We start from the raw sequence: 18090 nt of genomic DNA on the forward strand, positions 1-18090 counted from the left end.
GGACATGAAGCTCATCCTGACCCAGGAAGTCACCGGCCTCGGTGCCCCCGGCGACGTCGTCGAGGTGAAGGACGGCTACGGCCGCAACTACCTCGTCCCCCGCGGCCTCGCGCTGCGGTGGACCCGTGGTGGCGAGAAGCAGATCGAGTCGATCAAGGCTGCTCGCTCCTCGCGCGCCGTCCGCGACCTCGGCCACGCCGAGGAGATCAAGACCAAGCTCGAGGCCCAGTCGGTCGCCGTCAAGGTGCGCGCCGGTGCCGGTGGTCGTCTGTTCGGTGCGGTGACCGTCGGTGAGATCGCCGACGCGCTGTCCGAGACGTCCGGCGAGAAGGTCGACAAGCGCACGATCGTGGTGACCAACCCGATCAAGGCGCTGGGCAACCACGAGGTGGCCGTGAAGCTGCACGATGGCGTCTCCGCCACCGTCGCGCTGAACGTCATCCCTGCGTAATCCAGTCAGTCGCCCAGGGGCCGCTCCTCTTCGGAGGGCGGCCCCTGTTGCGTCTGCTTGCCCGCCCGCCGGACGTCATACGGATGGAGCAAGGGGACACAGAGCGAGGGGACACACTGTCCGTATGACGTCCCGGGAGCTCAGACCGCGGCGCCGGTGACCAGCCACGCGTCGCTGCGAGCCCGGCGTACGAGCACCACGAGGCGGGCGCCCATGAAGACCGTGCAGAACGCGACCCAGATGGCGACCAGGCCGGCGGAGTACGCCGCGAGCAGCAGCGCCACGGGTGCATAGGCGACCAGGGTGACCAGCCCGGCCCACGCCAGGTAGCGACCGTCCCCGGCGCCGATGAGCACGCCGTCGAGCACGAACACGACGCCGGCGACCGGCTGTCCGAGCGCGGCCACGAACAGCACGGGGACCAGCAGGTCGGACACGGCATCGTCGCTGGTGAAGAGGTGGCCGACCCACGGGCTGACCCCCGCCAGCAGGAGCCCGGTGACGACGCCGCTCACGATGCCCCAGCGGACCATGCGCCGGGTCGTCTCCCGGGCGCCGACGACGTCGCCTGCGCCGAGCAGCCGACCGGTGAGTGCTTGCGCCGCAATGGCGATGGCGTCGAGGGCGAAAGCCAGGAACGTCCAGATGGTCAGTGCGAGCTGGTGGGTGGCCAGGTCGACCTCCTCCTCGCCCGCGACGGCGCCGACGGTGACGGCGTACGTCGTGACCAGAAGCGCCGCCCGGAGCGTGAGCGTGCGGACGACGAGTGCGGATCCGGCGTGGGCGGCGCGGCGGATGCCCGGGAGATCGGGGCGCAGAGGTGCGCCGTGCCGACGGGCCGCGCGGATCACGACGACGACGAACACGGCGGCGCTGGCGACCTGCGCGAGCACCGAGCCGAGGGCGGAGCCCGCGATGCCGAGGCCCAGGGGATAGACGAGCACCAGGTTGAGGAGGATGTTGACCGCGTTGCCGCCCACGGCGACCACGAGCGGCGTCCGGGTGTCCTGGAGACCGCGCAGCACACCGGTCGCGGCGAGCATCACGAGCAGCGGGATGGTGCCGAGGAACGCGATCCGGAGGTAGGTCTCCGCTGGCTCGGTGACGCGCGGACCGGCACCGAACGCGGCGACGAGCGGACCGGTCGTCGCGACGCCGACGACCGTCACGACCAGGCCGATGCCGACGGCCAGCCAGAGCCCGTCCACGCCCTGGATGAGGGCGCCGCGCAGGTCGCCGGCACCGAGCCGGCGGGCGACGCTCGCGGTGGTCCCATAGGCGAGGAAGACACAGATCCCGACGGCGGTCTGCAGCACGACGGCCGCGATGCCGAGGCCGGCGAGCTCGGCCGCACCGAGGTGCCCGACGATGGCGGCGTCCGACAGCAGGAAGAGTGGCTCGGCGACCAGCGCCAGGAACGCCGGGACGGCCAGCCGCAGGATCTCGCGGTCGCGCGACGCGGTCACCTGGGCACCACCGACCGGGCACCAGCCATCGTAGGGGGCAAGTCCGGATCCTGTTCCTTACCTGACTAGTTCACGACACCTGTGGATGAACACTGGAAAACCCGCCTTCGGACGCTAAGTCGACTTATGGGCAGATGAAGAGAAGATGTCTGGTCCATGAACCAAGACGACGGCCACACTATTTTTCATACACAGCTGTGTACGAGCGTTTGCCCAGGTCAGACCGCATGTCTGCGTCCACATCGACGATTCCTCCACAGGTCACTCCCCAGGTTGCTACACATCCACGAGCGTGTCGTCCACGAGGGCACCTCGGTTATCCCCAGGCCCTGTGGATAGCCAACTTCCACGTGGGCCGTCCGACCCGTACGGTCGGGCTCGCGTCGCTGGTCCGGAGGATAGTTCCCTGCCGTCTCCAGCGGTGTCGGTGGTCGGTCCTAGAGTCCGAAATCAGGCCAGGTGAGATCCGGACGAGACGATCGAAGGAGCATGGGTGAGCGTCGCCGAGCAGGACTCCCGGGGGATGCCCGAACCCCCGATCGAGGACTGGGGCGACGGCCCCGCGGCGTATGCACCGGGGGAGCGGCCCACCACCCCAGGCGACCGCACCCCGCCCCAGGACATGGCTGCCGAGCAGTCCGTGCTCGGGGCGATGCTGATCTCCAAGGACGCGATCGCCGACGTCACCGAGGTGATCCGCGGAGTCGACTTCTACCGGCCCTCCCACGAGACCATCCACGACGCGATCATCGACCTCTACGGTCGCGGCGAGCCGGTCGACATGGTCACCGTCGCCGCGGAGCTCCAGCGCCGCGGCGAGCTGCAGCGGATCGGTGGCGCGCCGTACCTCCACACGGTCTCGGCCAATGTCCCGATCGCGGCCAACGCCGGCTACTACGCCGAGATCGTCCGCGAGAAGGCGATGCTGCGCCGACTGGTCGACGCGGGCACCAAGATCGTGCAGATCGGGTACGCCGGCGAGGGGCAGGTCGACGACATCGTCGACCAGGCCCAGGCCGAGGTCTACAAGATCACCGACAAGCGCGCGACCGAGGACTTCGCACCACTCAGCGACATCATGGACGGCGTCCTCGACGAGATCGAGGCGATCTCCAACCGCGAGGCCGGTCTGTACGGCGTCCCCACCGGCTTCGCCGACCTCGACGACCTGACCAACGGACTTCACTCCGGCCAGATGATCATCGTCGCGGCGCGCCCCGCCATGGGCAAGGCGCTCGCACTCGACACCCCGCTGCCCACCCCGAGCGGCTGGACGACCATGGGCGAGGTCCGCGTCGGCGATCAGCTGTACGACGCCCAAGGTCACCCGACCACAGTGGTTGCCGCGACCGAGGTGCTCGTCGACCGCCCCTGCTACGAGGTCGAGTTCTCGGACGGCAGCCGGATCGTCGCCGACGCGCAACACCAGTGGCTCACGGAGACCCGAGCGGTGCGCAAGTCCACGTGGGCCGCTGGCCATGACTACTACAGGATGCGCAACCAGCGGATCTTTCCGGCCGTCGTCACGACGGAGGAGATGGCCGCGACAGTCCGCATCGGCGCCGAGGGTCGCGCGAGCCATGCGGTCCTCAACACCGGGGCACTGACGGGGCCGGACCTCGACCTGGACGTCCCGCCGTACGCCCTGGGGGCGTGGCTGGGCGACGGCCACAGCGCGAGTGCGCGGATCACGTGCGAGACCCCCGAGATCCCGATGCGTCTCGAGGGTGACTGTGACCTCGTCGTCGAGCACCACGGGGGGATGCTCTACAGCATCAAGCTGCCCCCGGACGAGTGGAACGTACTCACCGGCGTCTGCGTCGAGTGCGGGGACAGAGCCGGCAAGCGCGTCCTGTGCGGTGGCTGCTACGCGGATCACGGCTCGTTCCAGGCGCTGTTGCGCAAGATCGGCGTGCTCAACAACAAGCACATCCCAGGCAACTACCTCCGGGGCTCCGAGCGGCAGCGGCGGGACTTGCTCGCCGGCCTGATGGACACCGACGGAACCGTCGTCAAGGGCGTCGGCTCCTGCCAGTTCGCTGTCACCAGCCAGCGGCTCGCGGACGACGTCTACGAGCTGATCGTCAGTCTCGGATACAAGTGCGGCCGCGCGACGAAGCGGGTTCAGGGTCGGTCCGAGGAGACGTCCACCTGCTACATCCTCAACTTCTCGACCACCGAGGACGTGTTCCGGCTCCACCGCAAGCACCAGCTGCACAAGGAAGAGCGCCCCGGGACGACCAGCCGGATCGGTCGGCGCTACGTCACCGCTGTGCGTCGAATCGAGAGCGTCCCGGTGCGGTGCGTCCAGGTCGACAACGACGACCACCTCTACCTCGCCGGCGAGGCGATGATCCCGACCCACAACTCGACGCTTGCTCTCGACCTGTGCCGCGCGGCCTCGATCCACAACAACCTGACCAGCGTCTTCTTCAGCCTGGAAATGACGCGCTCCGAGATCACCATGCGGCTGCTCTCGGCCGAAGCGAAGGTGCCGCTCAACCACATCCGCAACGGCAACATGAACGACGACGACTGGGCCAAGCTGGCCCGCAAGATGGGCGAGGTGTCGTCGGCACCGATGTTCATCGACGACTCGCCCAACATGACGATGATGGAGATCCGGGCCAAGGCCCGGCGGCTCAAGCAGCGTCACGACCTCAAGCTCATCGTGATCGACTACATGCAGCTGATGTCTTCCGGCAAGAAGGTCGAGTCCCGCCAGCTCGAGGTCTCCGAGTTCTCCCGGCAGATCAAGCTGCTGGCCAAGGAGCTCGAGCTCCCGATCATCGCGCTCTCCCAGCTCAACCGTGGTCCCGAGCAGCGCGGCGACAAGCGCCCGATGATGAGCGACCTGCGTGAGTCCGGCTCCCTCGAGCAGGACGCCGACATGGTGATCCTGCTGCACCGCGACGACGTCTACGAGAAGGAGTCGACCCGCCCCGGCGAGGCCGACCTGATCGTCGCCAAGCACCGCAACGGCCCTACCCGCGACATCACCGTGGCCTTCCAGGGCCACTACTCCCGCTTCGTCGACATGGCGCACTGACTTTCGCCGCTGCCGGAGTCGAGAGACTCTGTCAGTAACAAGAGTTAAACCGTCAGTTGCATCATCAAACTGTCAGCTGATTGCGGTGGCTTCGCGCACCATCAGCGACAGATCCGTGCGGGCCGACGACGCCGTGACGTCAGTCTGGTGACCGAACCTGTGCATGCGCTCGGGTGCCCATAGCCAGGGCTGTACCGGCCGCGAGTGCAGTCAGACATGCGGCGAACGCAAAGGGGGCGGCGAGGCGAGCATGAACACGAGTCCCGCCAGAGCGGTTCCCAGTGCGTTGCCTCCGTTCAGTGCGGCGCTGACCCAGGTCGAGGCTTCGGTGCGCTCTTCCGGGGCAACGAGGCTGTCGGCGCCTGTGAAGGCTACGACGATGACCGGCGCCGCCGCCCCGCCCACAGCGATGAGTACGACCCCTACAAGCACAAGGCGTAGGGCGGCGACCGCCGCTCCGGTCTGGGCCAGCCCCGAGGCCAGCAACAGCCGACCCAGCGCGGTTGGCCACGCCGGGTCTTGTCGGAGTCGAGCCCAGGCCAGCCCGGCGAGGATCGCGCCGACAGCCATGCCGGCGCCCCCGACGGGCACGCCAAGAACATCTCGCTCACTGTCCCCCAGACCGCGGGCCTCAAGCTGCCGGACCACGTGCGGTGACGGAATCGTCGCGTAATCCGTGACGTCCCGCATTGGCTCCGCCACTTGGCGGCGCGAGGCGCTGTCTCGCCGATGCCAAAGTTCGAGGTAGTGGCGGGCGACAAGGGAACGACGACCCGGTTGGTGCGGGTGGCTCGGATTAGTCGATCGCGAAGCCGAAGCCACGCCGATGCTGTCACGGAGCAGCCGCGCGCCATATCCACCCATAGGTTCATGTCCAGGTAGAGGACCCAGGGGTCGACGACAGCTGCTCTCCACGCGCTGCGTCGTCCGCGCCGGGGACATGATTACCACTCGAATCGGTTCGCGCCATCGTTCCTCTTAGAGTCGAGGAGTTGGCAGCAATCCTGGTAGTCCCGCGGTGACCGCGTGCGGTTTGTGAACTCGGCGCCCACGTTCGCCCGATTAACGACGTGCGACCCAATTGTGGCGAAGTGCGTTAGGAGGACGGCACATTAACCTGCATACAGCAGAAGGCGCCAACATCTGCGGGCGGCACCCTCAGAGCCTCGGATGAACTTGTTCTACCGGACATCAAGTGGCGCTATGAGGTACATCTCCTACTCATCGGTCACCGCGTCGTAGGTACCTAGACTCCCCTCACTGCTGGCGGCCAGGTCCGAACCAAGGCCGCCAGCGGCGGCAAACGCACCGACCGACACGATTCCCCTCCCTCCTCGAGTAGTCGGTGCCGTGTGTCCGTTGGTCTGGCAGCCGGCGGCACGGATCCTTGCCTGCTTGGATTCCGATCCGGGCAACTGCCGGTCCCGCTGCCAAACGCATTCGACGGAGCTGGCAGCCCATATACCGGCAATGGCCGCGCAGGACGGAGCGACAGGTGCCAGAACGTCACATCCTGACGCTGGGCGCGAACATGCCGGTGCGACTGCTCGACCACGTTCTGACCGCGACCGAACAAGCTCTTCATGAACTCGGCATCGCGAGGATGTGGATCACCAGAGAAGGGCGGAACTTGCGGGTTCTAGCCGAGGTTCCCCTCGACTTTGGCGACGAGGCCGTCGATTTCTCGGACGGGACCTAGCCTCGACGAGCCGCACCGACACGGCTGGGACGTGATGCATCCACGCAGGTCAGCAGCCCACGCGAAGGGTCTCGGTTGTTAGTTGGGGGCCTGCGGAATCGAGCGACGATCAAATAGGGCGGCCGTTGTTGCAGAACACCTTCGCGCACTATTCCTTCCATAACTGCATACGGCCGTTCTCGGGAACCCGGCACTCTGTTCGTCTCGAGCGGACCTTTGTGAGCGCCCAAGGACCTCGCGGGCCCTGCTGCGTTCACCCGCAAGCGAGGCGACCTACTTCTGCTTCGCGTCGCAATCTGGCTATCCGCTTCGCTGTCTGAGTTCCTCCGCGTCGACGAGGTCAACACTGGACACCGTCGTCATGGTCAGCCCGAATAGGAGCTCGTTCAGTGCCTCCGGGTGTACATGTAGGTCACGAGCGATCCGCTGAGGCTGGAGCCCGCGTTCGCGAAGCAGGCGAACCGCTTTTGACAGCAACTGCGAGGACTCCCGTGCGACGACACCGTCGGGTTCGCCGCGTCGATAGCCGAGTTCACTTAGGCGTCGACAAGTTGTCGCATACATCCAGTCAGAGGTGATGCCGAGCCCGTGCAAGCGGTGGGTGAGCGCCATTGCCGAGACGCCCCAACGCTCTTTGGCCTCGAGGATCCTATTCACGTTCGCGTTGCGCAGGCGCGCGGCGAGCATCTCGTCCTCCGGCATCAGAAACGCGGCGGCGAACCGGTTCGCTTCGAGCTCGCGGTCGCGGCCTCGCGGCAGGTCGTAGTCAGCGTGGAGCACGAGGTGAGCCAGTTCGTAGATCGCGTCGAAGCGGCCGCGCTCGTAGCTCTTGGTCGTGTTCAGGAAAACGAACGGGCGACCTCGCCACCAGAAACTGAACGCGTCGACATCGGAAAGCCGTGGGGGCAGCGAGAAGACACGAACGCCGCGCGCCTCAAGTAGATGCACGGTGTTGGCGACGCGTGCGTAGCCGAGGTTCCATTCGAACCGAAGGCGCTGGGCGGCCGACCCCGGGTCGACGGAACCGCGTTCGTACGTGGGGACAGCGACCTCAGGCAGCCGCATCCGTTCCTCGAGCCAGGCGTTCAACCCGATCCCTATCGAGCCGCTGGCCAGTGCGGCATCGCGCATTCGCGCGCTCATCTTGCTCAGCGCGCGGAAACTTGCCGCGTCAGGCTCCAACTCGTCGAGTTGAGGCGCGAAGAAGAACGTGAGCGGTACATCGAGCGCCGCGGCGAGCCGGCGGGTCGCGCCGTCGTCCGGCACCCGCTCACCGCTTTCGTAATAGGCGAGGGCGCGCGGTGAAACCTCAGCGGCTGCCGCTAAGAAGGTCGCCGTGCACCCAAGCCGGCGTCGGGCGAACGCGAGCCGAGATGGGTTGAAGACGTCATTCACTGCTGCCAGACGACATCAAAGTCGGTGTCGGGCCCGGTCTCCGGTGCGGGCAGCACCGCGTCGGGTGATCCGCCGAAGTCCTGCTCGGCCAACAGGATTCGCTCGACCCAGTCGGCGGGACGCCCGTCGATGAACTCACGTGGCAAGGACAGCTCGGCGCGCACCATGCCTTCGACGATGGCGACCAACAGCACCCAAGTCAGCACGGCATCCTCCTGAAGCGAGGTGCGCTGCGGTACGGGCATCATGAACAGTGCCGGGTGTTGGCGGTTCTCCTCGATCTTGCGCTGGGTAGCGAACCCCTTCGGATTGCGGGTTCGTGGCTGATGGGTGCCGGCGATGCCGGTGTTCTCATCGCCGGTTTGAACGACAACCGCGATGTTGGAGTTCGGATTCCACACGCGCGGCTGTCCGTCGAGCTCGTCGCTCTCCCAGCCCTCGGGTACCAGCAACCGGCGAAGCGCCGCGGTGGTCTCGTGGTACAGGTAGGTCCCTGGCGCCGAGCTCGAATGGAAGTGTGTCGTGGACGCGTACCCGCCCGCGCCGCTGTTCACGACTCGCAGCGGGGTATCGGGTCACCCGCACGTCACCACGGCGAGGGCGCTTTCCACAGGACCCTGGCCTACGCCCAGCCCGTCTTTGATTTCAATAGTCCGCCGACGTGTGGCGAGAGCCTCGGCCCGTCAGGAAATGGCGCCGTCTATCCGTGCGACCGCCCGGGTCAGGCGAGTGAACTCCGCGATGGCCTGAGGTGGAAGCCGCCGCGCGAGCGCGTGCTCGATCTGTGGGACGCGCTCGCTCAGTTCCTGATGCAGGGTGTGGCCGGCGTCGGTCAGCTGGAGCAGTGTGCGCCGCCGGTCCTCGGGGTCCCGCCGGTCATGGACGAGACGGGTTCGGGCGAGCCGCATCACAATCCGGACCGCTGTAGTGTCCTCGACCATCGCAGCGGCGGCCGCGTGGCGGATGTCAACGCCAGGGGAGTCTGCGATCGCGGCTAGGAGCGCGAACTGCGACGCGCGGACGTCGACCGAGGCGTGTTCGCGCCAGAGACGGCGGTGGGTTCGACGCGCCCGACGCAGGTGGAACCACGGTCGCGCCGCCAGAGGGAGGAGGGCGCTCGAGTCAGGTGAGTCGCCGTGCGGCGGCTCGTCGCGGTCGAGCTCGGAGCGCCCCAGGGCGGACCAGCTCTGGACGACGGCGGCGGTTTCGGTGGCGATGAGCGGCGCCATCAGTGCGCGGTCTACAGCATCCGCTTGTTCGGTGACGGTCAGGAGCAGGCGGTCGGCCCGGTCGGTTGTGGTCAGCACCGCCCGTCGTGAGTCGCGCGGGTCTTTGTGCCGGGATACGAGGCCGCGCTCCGTGAGCTTGCGCAGCAGCGGGGCCGCGGTCGCGCGGTCGACAGCGGCGCGGTCCGCGAGCTCGTGGTTACCGATCCCGGGATGAGCCCGCAGCGTGGTGAGGGCCAGGAACTGGGGCTGCGTCAGGTCGTCGCCGACCGTGTGACGCCACAGGGCGGAGGCGACATGGTCGGCCGCCGTCAGGGCGAAGCCGCCACCGTGCCGGACCAGGTCGAGCGAGTGGGTCGGAGCTCCGCTGGCGCTGCCCTCCACCGCTCGACCCCTCGCCTCGACGACCGCGCGGACGTCTTCCATCTCAACCAACTTCCAGGTCCCAGGGCGGAGGCCCCGCATCGCCGTGTCGGCAACTCTGTCGTTTCGGCTCTATTGCGACCGAGCAAAGAAAGTGACGCTATGAGTCGGCGCGGTAAATACCTGGCGCACGACCTTTCCTTCACGACTGGCACACGATCTACTGGCACACGACTTACATTAGCCAGCCACCGACCCAGACGTCGAGGGAACGGCGCAAACCCGCACCGGCGCGGGTCTCGGACGTCGTCCTCGTGTGGCACCACAGCAACGGAGCAACCTTCATGTCCCACCTCAGCGCCCGGCCAGCTGTCCGAGTCATCGCAGCCATCGCAGTCCTCGCGACGGTCGGGGCCGCCCTGACCGCCTGCGGGTCCGGAGAGGCAAGCACCTCCGCCGACTGCGAGAAGACGTACACGATCGGGTTCAGCCACCCCGTCGGCGAGTCCGAGTTCGCCGCCGCTCTCAAGGACCAGGTGAGCAAGGCGGGTGACGAGAACGGCTGCGTCACTGTGCTGCTCGACAACACCCAGGCGAGCAACCTGGAGTCGCAGCGGGCCACGATCGAGAGCTGGGTGACCCAGGACGTCGACGCGATCGTCGTGCTCGCCGTCGACGCCACCGCTCTCGACGGACTGCGTGAGCGGGCGCAAAAGCAGGGCACCAAGTGGCTGACCTACGCCGGGGCGACCGACACCTCCGACGGCTCAGTCGGCTTCGACAACAATCAGAGCGGCGACCTTGTCGCGAAGGACGCCTTGGCCTGGCTCAAGGAGGCCCACCCCGATGGCGGCGTGACCGCGGAGGTCACTACCTTGAAACCGCTGGTCGGCTTCGCCGGCCGGTGGGAGGAGCCCCTCGCGCAGTTCGAGGCGGCCGGGCTCGAGGTCGTCTCCGAGCAGGACTGCGCCGACCAGGAGTGTGGTCTGCAGATCACCGAGGACACTCTTCGCCAGCACCCGGACCTGCGCGTGGTCATCGGCATCAACGACGACGCGGCAATCGGTGCCCTGCGGGCTTTCGAGAACGCCGGCATCGACCCGGCTGAGGTCTACATCGCAGGCCAGGACGGCACCCGTGAGGGTCTGGAGGCGGTCAAGGAGGGCGGCGCCTACCGGTCGTCTGCCGCCATCCTGATTCCCGATTTGGCGGCGTCGATCATCGACAACTCGCTGGCCGCGATCACGGGCGAGGGCGAGACCGACTACGAGACGGCCGTCGAGCTGGGGACGCTCGAGAACCCCGCTCGTCTGGACGAGCTGATCGCTCAGTACGGCAGCTGACCGCCGGACCGTCGTTGTCCCTGCTCTGATCGAGGAACCCGTCATGACAGCACTCTCCGTGACCGAGCCCGCCGCCGGACTGGAGGTGAGGGCACTCCGCAAGGCGTACGACGCCAACGTGGTACTCGAGGGCATCGACCTCACCTTTGACCGGGGGCAGGTCCACGCCCTGCTCGGCCCCAACGGTGCCGGCAAGTCAACCCTGCTCGGGTGCCTGTCGGGTGCCACGACGCCCGACAGCGGGCAGATCGTGGTCGGCGGTCGGTCGGTCGATGGGTTCACCCCGTCGAGCGCGCTGGCCGCCGGTACCGCGACGATCTACCAGCACTTCCAGCTGATTGGCTCTCTCTCGGTCGCGGACAACATTTTCCTCGGGGCCGAGCTGACCGCCGTGGGCGGTACTCGGTTCCGGGAGCAGGCCGTCCGCACGACCGAGATCTTGGAGTCGCTCGGCGTCGACCTGGACCCGAACCGTCTGGTGGAGGACCTCAGCGTCGGAGAGCAGCAGATCGTCGAGATCGCCCGCGCCCTGCGCAGCAACCCGACCGTGCTGATCCTCGACGAGCCGACCGCGGCCCTCAGCGAGTCGGAGGTGAGCGCGCTGCTGGACCTGGTTCGGCGGCTCGCCATCGAGCACGGGCTGACCGTCATCTACGTGACGCACCTGTTGCGCGAGGTCATGGAGGTGGCCGACGTCGTCACCGTTCTACGCGACGGCCGGGTGGCCTGGACCCGGCGGATCGGCGAGCTGGTCTTGTCCGACCTGGTCCAGGCCATCTCCCCCGACGCGACCCTGGAGCGCGGCGAGCGAGCGGTGCGCGACGGTGCCGTCCTGCTCGAGCTGGCGGGGCTCCGGTCGACGCGTACCGGCCCGGTGGACCTCCAGGTCCGGGCCGGCGAGATCGTCGGGGTGTTCGGACTGCTTGGGTCCGGTCGCACCGACCTGGTCGAGGGCCTCGCGGGCGTCCGCCGTACCTCGGGGGACTGCGTCCTCGACGGGCGCCCGCTGCGGGTTCACTCGCCGCTCACCGCCCAGCGTCGCGGGGTCGTGCTCGTCGCCTCGGACCGCAAGGCGCAGTCGCTGTTCGGGACGATGACCGCGGCCGAGAACATGCTCATGCCGCATTACCGTCGCCTGCGCAGACTGTGGCGCTCGCCCCGCCGTGAAGCGGCCTTGTTCGCCCGCACGGCCGAGGCGATCGGACTGCACCCTCCACTGGCAGCGCAGGAGGGCAGCGCCTTCTCGGGCGGCAACGCCCAGAAGCTGGTCGTCGGACGATGGATGACCGGTCTCGACGACAGCCGGCTGCTGCTGCTCGACGAGCCGACCCAAGGAGTCGACGTGGGGGCCCGCCACGAGCTATACGAGCTGTTCCGCGGCTACGCCGCGGGCGAGCGCCGCGCGGTCCTCTTCACCTCCAGCGATCCCGAGGAGATCGTGGCCCTCGCTGACCGGGTCGTTGTCCTCGTGGACGGGACCGTCGCCGACATCGTCTCGCCCGACGTCGGCGAGGAAGCCCTCCTCACCCTTGCCCACGGCTGACCCCGCCCTCCTAGAACGGAACCACCTATGACCACCACGCAGACCCCAGCCCCGGGCCTCGGCTCGCCGGTGTCGACGCCCGCCACCAGCGCCCGCCTCACCCTCACCGCGATCTCCTGGGTCCTGCCAATCGCGACCGTCGCCCTGATGGTCTACTTCGCCGCCCGGACGCCGGTCTTCCTGACCAGTCAGAACCTGCTGGCAATCGCCACCCAGAACGCCCCGACGTTCATCGTCGCGGCCGTTTTCGCCGCGCTGCTCATGGCCGGATACGTCGACCTGTCGGTCGGCTCCCAGCTGGCCCTGGTTGGGGTGGCCTCCGGCACGGCCATCAACGCCTGGGGGACCGTCCCGGGGATCCTGGTCGGACTGCTGATCGGGTTGCTGTGCGGGGCCCTGAACGGCCTGCTCATCGGGGTGCTGAGCTTCTCACCGATCGTGGTCACGCTCGGTGGACTCGCCGCGGGGCGGGGGATCGCGCAGTACATCGGGCAGGGCTCGATCTTCGGGTTCCCCGACGGCTTCGTGGACTTCGGCGCCGGCGAGACGGCAGGCGTCCCCAACCTGATCCTGGTGGCGGCGATGGTGTGCCTAGTCGCGATGGTGGTCATGGGCCGTTTCCCGATCGGCCGGAAGATCATCGCCATCGGCGTCAACGCCCGGGCGGCGTACCTGGTCGGGATCCGGGTCAAGCCGATCGTCTTCGGTCTCTACACCATGACCGGCCTCGCCGTAGCGGTCGCGGCGCTGCTCCAGATCGCCCGACTCGACAGTGCGCCCTCCGGGACGCTCGGCGACGGGTTTGAGGTCACCATCCTCACCGCAGTCCTACTCGGCGGGGTCCCCTTCGACGGCGGGCGCGGGAGCGTCTGGCGGGTCCTGGTCGGCGTCTGGCTGATCGGCGTCCTGAAGAACGGCCTCACGCTCCTCAACATCAGCACCGAGCTGAGCGGAATCATCACCGGCGGCGTGCTTGTGCTCGCCGCAGGGCTCGAGGCCATCCGGCACACCCTCACTAAGACTCGCTGAAGGCGGCGCACGTGCTTCTCATCGGCTACCTCTCCGACCTGAGCTGTCGCGCGGGAACGTCCGTCGACGTCCATATCAGCAGCTCCGTCCCCGACGTCGTCGTCGACATGGTCCGGCTCATCCACGGCGACGAGAACCCGGACGGACCCGGATTCCTCCAGGAGGAGGTCGACCTGGTGCCAGCGGCCCGCGTGACCTGCTCCGTGCAGGACACCGCCATCGGGTCGTACGCCGTTGGCGCCCGGCCGCTCGACCTCGGCACGGAGGTCACCGTCCGAGTCGACCTGTGGCCCACCACGCCCGACCTCGAGCGCGAGCAGGGTGTGCTCGTCGTCGGCGACCTGGCCCTCACGCTGGTCGCAGGGCACATGGTGCTCCGGGCCGGAGACCAAATCCTGGCCCGCTCCGCTGAACCGCTGACCGAGCGCCGGTGGTACCGCGCGGAGGCCCGTGTCGGGCCCGGCTCCAGCACCCTCGCCCTCAGCGGGGAGTCGGAGCCGGTGCGCACGCCGGTCCGCTTCCGAGCCGTCGAGGTGGTCGCCGGTCCCGGCATCCGGCTGTCGGGTGGTGTGCCGTATCTCGCGGCAACGGGCGTCGAGGACCGAGGCGGGCGGAGGTTCCCCCATGGGCTGCTCAACGGCAAGATCGCGGCGCCCGCGGTGCACGTCGACGGCGACGTGGTCGCTGCCTGGGCCCTGGAGCAGGGGATGCCCGGGCAGACCGTGCACGACATAGCGGGCGCCGGTCACGACCTGGAGCTCGTCAACGTGCCGACCCGGGCGATGACCGGACCCGGCTGGACCGGCCGATTGCACGCCTGGGAACAGGACCCGGTGCAGTGGAACGCCATTCACTTCCACGACGACGACTTGGCCGACGCCCAGTGGCCGGTGAGCTACGTGCTCGACGTACCGGCCGAGCTGCCGAGCGGGGTGTACGGCGTCCGCCTGCGGGCCGAGGGGCAGGTCACAGACTACGTCCCCCTCGCGGTCCGGCCGGCGATCGGGGCGCCGCACGCGCGCATCGCCTTGATGCTCGGCACCTGGACCTATGTCGCCTACGCGAACGAGCACCTCACCGAGGGCGACTTCGAGCAGCCCAGCGTTATCCCAGTCCAGCGCGGCAGCTGGGAGGACCTGGTCGCCGAGCACCCCGAGTGGGGCAAGAGCGTCTACGACCTGCACAGCGACGGCTCAGGCGTCGCGTACTCGAGCGCGCTTCGGCCAATTCCCAATCTGCGGCCGACGTACCGGTTCTGGGGCTTCCACGCGCCGCGCCGCTTCCCCGCGGACCTCTATGTCGTGCATTTCCTGACCCTCCTCGGCGAGGACTTCGACGTGATCACCGAGCACGACCTGCACCGGGAGCGCGACCTCCTGGCGCCGTACCAGACCGTGATCACCGGCTCGCACCCCGAGTACTACAGCGGCGACATGCTGGACGCCCTCGACCGGCACGTCGACGACGGCGGTGGGCTGCTCTACCTCGGCGGGGACGGCTTCTATTGGGTGACCACGAGTGTGCCGGACCATCCGCTGGTGATCGAGGTCCGCAAGTCCGAGGGGCTGCGGCACTGGGACGCCGCGCCCGGCGAGCGCCACCACTCCACCACCGGCGAACCCGGTGGCATCTGGCGCACGCGCGGTCGGTCCTCGCACCAGCTGTTCGGGGTGGGCATGGGCGGCTTCGGGTGGGACGACAAGGCACCCGGCTACCGCCGGACCGCCGAGTCCTTCGATGCCGCCGTCAGCTGGGTGTTCGACGGCGTCGAGGAGGAGGTCATTGGGGACTTCGGGCTGATCATGAACGGCACCAGCGGCGACGAGATCGACCGCGTCGACTTTCGCTACGGCACTCCGCTCAACACCGTCGTCTTGGCCAGCTCCGAGCAGCACTCGGAGTGGTACGTTCCTGTCCCCGAGGACATTCCGTCGACGTCGAACCAGCTCAACGCGACGTTTAACCCCGATGTCCGCTCCGACATGGTGCTGGTCGAGCGCGAGGGCGGCGGCGCGGTGTTCTCGGTCGGGTCGATCATCTTCACTGGTGCACTTCCAGTGAACGGCGGCGACAACAACGTCGCCAGAGTCGTCGAGAACGTCGTGCGCAACTTCACGGCTCGGGGCCGGTGAGAACGGAAAGCAGCACCGGCCGCAGCAGTTCGGAGTGCGCGGCCCAGGTGTGATGTCCGCCAGGTCGTCCAACCGAGTGGTGGGTGGTGGTTGCCCGCCGATTGCTCAGACCCTGAGCCTCGACCCAGCTCTGGTGGACCGCTCCGCGGTCGGTGCACGAGACGCCAGCCCAGGTGCGTGAGGGCTGGGGTGTTTTTACGTCCCCGTTACTGCGGCTGAACTGCGACGACACCTGCCGTCGACAACGACAACCCCACGCTGATCGAGCACGCCGACAACACCACCGACACCTACACGTACAACAACCTCGACCAGCTCACGGCCGTCTGCTACGCAACGACGGACTGCGCCACCGCAACCGACTACGTCCGGTGGACCTACGACCCCGTCGGCAACCGAACCTCAGAGCAACGCCCCGCCGGCACCACCACCTATAACCGTGACCCCGCCACCGGCCGACTCGACACCACCACGGCACCCGGCGGCGCCACTACCACCTACACCTACGACCCGCAGGGACGCCTCACCTCCGACGGCACCAACGCCTACGCCTACGACAGCGCCGGACGCCTCCTCACCGAACAAGCGACCGGCCAGCCCGTCACCACCTACACCTACGACGGCGACGGACAACGGATCAAAGCCGTCACCGGCACCACGACCACCAACTACCTCTGGGACCCCGCGACCTACCAGCTGGCGGCGACGACCGACCAGGCCGGCGCCATCCTCAGTGACCTCACCTACGGCCTCGGCCCCATCGCTGAGACCAACGCGACCGCAACCTCGTACCTCCACGCCGACCTCCAGAACTCGGTCATCGAGGCCACCACCCCACCGGCGACAGCCGAGTGCACTACACGTACGAGCCCTACGGAAACCTCAAAGCCAACACACCAGGCACCGCGGGCGGACCCGAACCTGGCCTTCGCTGGGCCGGTCAACTCCAAGATCCCTCGGGCGGCTACCACCCACGAGCCCGCCAATACGCACCCGAGCTCGGATCCTTCGTCACACCCGATCCAGCAGCCGCCCAGTACGGATCCGCGACGTACACCTACGGCGCCGCGAACCCGATGGTCAACGCCGACCCCCTCGGGCTGTGGCCCACCAGCGGTGGATCTGTCTGGGACAACGTCAAGTACGCAGCCCAGAACGTCATCGGTCTCACCCCCGCCGGCCCCGCGCTCCAAGCCTTCCGGGCCTGCGAAGGTCCAGCCAAGGGTTCCTGCGGTGCCGACGTCGTCGCCATGGGCGTCCTCGGCTCCGCAGCAGGCGTCGGTGGACTAGCCTCGCGGCTCGGTCGAGCCGCAGAAGGTGCACCAGATGTAAGTCAGATCCTGATGCGGTCGCCCGGGCAGTTGCAGTCGAAGTTCAAGCACGCTGGCGACTTCGGTGTGACCGGCAACTACAGCAAGGCGAACGCTGCGAACTACAGTTCGGCGATGCATCAGCACATAAACGCGGCCGGGACACGGGCGATCCAGGGCACGTATCGGGGGGAGTCTGTCACGCACCATCTCAACCCGGCTACTGGTCTGAACGTCATCGCTCGCAACGGCGAATTCGTCAGTGGTTGGCAACTGAGTCCTGGACAGCTCGCCAACGTGCTCAAGCACGGAGGGCTTGGCGGTGGCTGACGAAATCTCACTTGTCGTGTCCCAGGATCAGGCGTTGGTGCTGTTTGAGTGGCTGGCGCGAACCGGCAATGCTGGTGAACCAGCCCCTTTCGAGGACCAGGCGGAACAACGTGTCTTGTGGGATCTTGAGTCTGTGTTGGAGGCGGCTCTCACCGAGCCGCTCGACGACGACTACCAGCCCAAGTTGGAAGCGGCCCGCAGCCGCGTCCGAGACTCTTGACCTATCACCGGTTCACCGGACGGTTTCGGTATAGCGACGATGCCGCCGGGTTGGCGAACTTGTGACGACGTTCGAACTCGACCGTTGGTTAAGGTCCTGCAGACTGGCGTTTCCAGGAGGTGCAGATTCGTGCGAAATGAGCGAACCTGCAATGGGACGATCCAATCTGCAACTCTTGCAGATTCAGGCCGTCTAGCGGCCCTGTTGGGCAGCCGGATCGGCCACGTCCCCGATGTTCAGTGCCGTTGGTGAGAACAGGAGCACCCGCTTCTGTCTGTCCCGGTAGATCTTCACCAGGCCGAGTCGGTGGAGATCTTCCATGTAGGCGCCAAGCGCCGCAAAGACGGCCTTCTGGTCGGCACGACGCCCGATCCGGTGCTCGTCGAGGACAGCGAAGACGTTGCGCCACTTGAAGTCGTCAGTTGGCCCTTTCCCGTGCAGGAGTCCTTCGTAGAGCGCGCCGTGCCAGTGGACCGGCGTCGCAAGGATCGCGTCGGCTCCGGCGCTGGTGCGGGCCAACTCGACGGGGATGCC

15 protein-coding genes and 1 pseudogene are annotated in these 18090 nt (G+C 67.7%); 10 read left to right on the forward strand and 6 right to left on the reverse strand.

Translation table 11 applies throughout. From position 1 onward, the window contains the following. Positions 1 to 4 precede the first annotated feature (4 nt). The gene (gene rplI, locus ABEA33_RS18325) at positions 5 to 451 is read left to right on the forward strand and encodes a 50S ribosomal protein L9 (protein ID WP_345528360.1); all 447 of its coding nucleotides are present in this window, start codon (positions 5 to 7) and stop codon (positions 449 to 451) included. 140 nt (positions 452 to 591) lie between these two features. On the opposite strand, the gene ABEA33_RS18330 is transcribed toward rplI, so the two are convergent. Further along, the gene (locus ABEA33_RS18330) at positions 592 to 1917 is read right to left on the reverse strand and encodes an MATE family efflux transporter (protein WP_345528361.1); all 1326 of its coding nucleotides are present in this window, start codon (positions 1915 to 1917) and stop codon (positions 592 to 594) included. Between the two features lie 622 nt (positions 1918 to 2539). Between ABEA33_RS18330 and dnaB the strand changes: the two genes are divergently transcribed. Beyond that, positions 2540 to 4966 carry a replicative DNA helicase gene (dnaB, locus tag ABEA33_RS18335; RefSeq protein ID WP_345528640.1) on the forward strand — a complete coding sequence of 809 codons (2427 nt, stop codon included), beginning with the start codon at positions 2540 to 2542 and terminating at the stop codon, positions 4964 to 4966. A 210-nt stretch (positions 4967 to 5176) separates the two neighbouring features. Here dnaB and ABEA33_RS18340 read toward each other — a convergent pair whose 3' ends face one another. Continuing rightward, a complete protein-coding gene (locus tag ABEA33_RS18340) occupies positions 5177 to 5656 on the reverse strand; it encodes a hypothetical protein (protein WP_345528362.1) in 480 nt (159 codons plus the stop codon). A gap of 805 nt (positions 5657 to 6461) precedes the next feature. On the opposite strand from ABEA33_RS18340, the gene ABEA33_RS18345 reads away from it, so the two are divergent. Continuing rightward, a complete protein-coding gene (locus tag ABEA33_RS18345) occupies positions 6462 to 6665 on the forward strand; it encodes a hypothetical protein (RefSeq protein WP_345528363.1) in 204 nt (67 codons plus the stop codon). A 300-nt stretch (positions 6666 to 6965) separates the two neighbouring features. Here the strand turns inward: ABEA33_RS18345 and ABEA33_RS18350 are convergent, their stop codons facing one another. From ABEA33_RS18350 to ABEA33_RS18360, 3 genes are all read right to left on the reverse strand, one after another. After that, a complete protein-coding gene (locus tag ABEA33_RS18350) occupies positions 6966 to 8060 on the reverse strand; it encodes a helix-turn-helix domain-containing protein (RefSeq protein WP_345528364.1) in 1095 nt (364 codons plus the stop codon). Then, positions 8057 to 8614 carry a hypothetical protein gene (locus ABEA33_RS18355; protein WP_345528365.1) on the reverse strand — a complete coding sequence of 186 codons (558 nt, stop codon included), beginning with the start codon at positions 8612 to 8614 and terminating at the stop codon, positions 8057 to 8059. The genes ABEA33_RS18350 and ABEA33_RS18355 overlap by 4 nt, the downstream gene beginning before the upstream one ends. A 129-nt stretch (positions 8615 to 8743) precedes the next feature. Next, entirely contained in the window at positions 8744 to 9712 is a 969-nt protein-coding gene (locus ABEA33_RS18360; RefSeq protein WP_345528366.1) for a MarR family transcriptional regulator, read from the reverse strand. Between the two features lie 281 nt (positions 9713 to 9993). On the opposite strand from ABEA33_RS18360, the gene ABEA33_RS18365 reads away from it, so the two are divergent. The 7 genes and pseudogenes from ABEA33_RS18365 (at position 9994) to ABEA33_RS18390 (ending at position 17556) form a co-directional block, all read left to right on the forward strand. Then, positions 9994 to 10992: a sugar ABC transporter substrate-binding protein gene (locus ABEA33_RS18365; protein ID WP_345528367.1), complete on the forward strand. Its 999-nt coding sequence runs from the start codon at positions 9994 to 9996 to the stop codon at positions 10990 to 10992. Positions 10993 to 11035: 43 nt separating this feature from the next. Further along, entirely contained in the window at positions 11036 to 12535 is a 1500-nt protein-coding gene (locus ABEA33_RS18370) for a sugar ABC transporter ATP-binding protein (protein WP_345528368.1), read from the forward strand. A gap of 27 nt (positions 12536 to 12562) precedes the next feature. Beyond that, positions 12563 to 13564, forward strand: a complete 1002-nt coding sequence (locus ABEA33_RS18375) for an ABC transporter permease (protein ID WP_345528369.1) — start codon at positions 12563 to 12565, stop codon at positions 13562 to 13564. A gap of 11 nt (positions 13565 to 13575) precedes the next feature. Continuing rightward, positions 13576 to 15696, forward strand: a complete 2121-nt coding sequence (locus tag ABEA33_RS18380; protein WP_345528370.1) for a N,N-dimethylformamidase beta subunit family domain-containing protein — start codon at positions 13576 to 13578, stop codon at positions 15694 to 15696. A 261-nt stretch (positions 15697 to 15957) separates the two neighbouring features. Continuing rightward, positions 15958 to 16503 (forward strand): annotated as a pseudogene (locus ABEA33_RS27590) (hypothetical protein); the annotation flags it as partial. A gap of 44 nt (positions 16504 to 16547) precedes the next feature. Continuing rightward, complete coding sequence (locus tag ABEA33_RS18385) at positions 16548 to 17336, forward strand: colicin D domain-containing protein (RefSeq protein ID WP_345528371.1); 789 nt, start codon at positions 16548 to 16550, stop codon at positions 17334 to 17336. Continuing rightward, positions 17329 to 17556 carry a hypothetical protein gene (locus tag ABEA33_RS18390; RefSeq protein ID WP_345528372.1) on the forward strand — a complete coding sequence of 76 codons (228 nt, stop codon included), beginning with the start codon at positions 17329 to 17331 and terminating at the stop codon, positions 17554 to 17556. The genes ABEA33_RS18385 and ABEA33_RS18390 overlap by 8 nt, the downstream gene beginning before the upstream one ends. 192 nt (positions 17557 to 17748) lie before the next feature. Here the strand turns inward: ABEA33_RS18390 and ABEA33_RS18395 are convergent, their stop codons facing one another. Beyond that, positions 17749 to 18075: a hypothetical protein gene (locus tag ABEA33_RS18395; protein WP_345528373.1), complete on the reverse strand. Its 327-nt coding sequence runs from the start codon at positions 18073 to 18075 to the stop codon at positions 17749 to 17751. Positions 18076 to 18090 lie beyond the last annotated feature (15 nt).

The organism is Nocardioides endophyticus (assembly GCF_039543845.1).
Lineage (GTDB): Bacteria > Actinomycetota > Actinomycetes > Propionibacteriales > Nocardioidaceae > Nocardioides > Nocardioides endophyticus.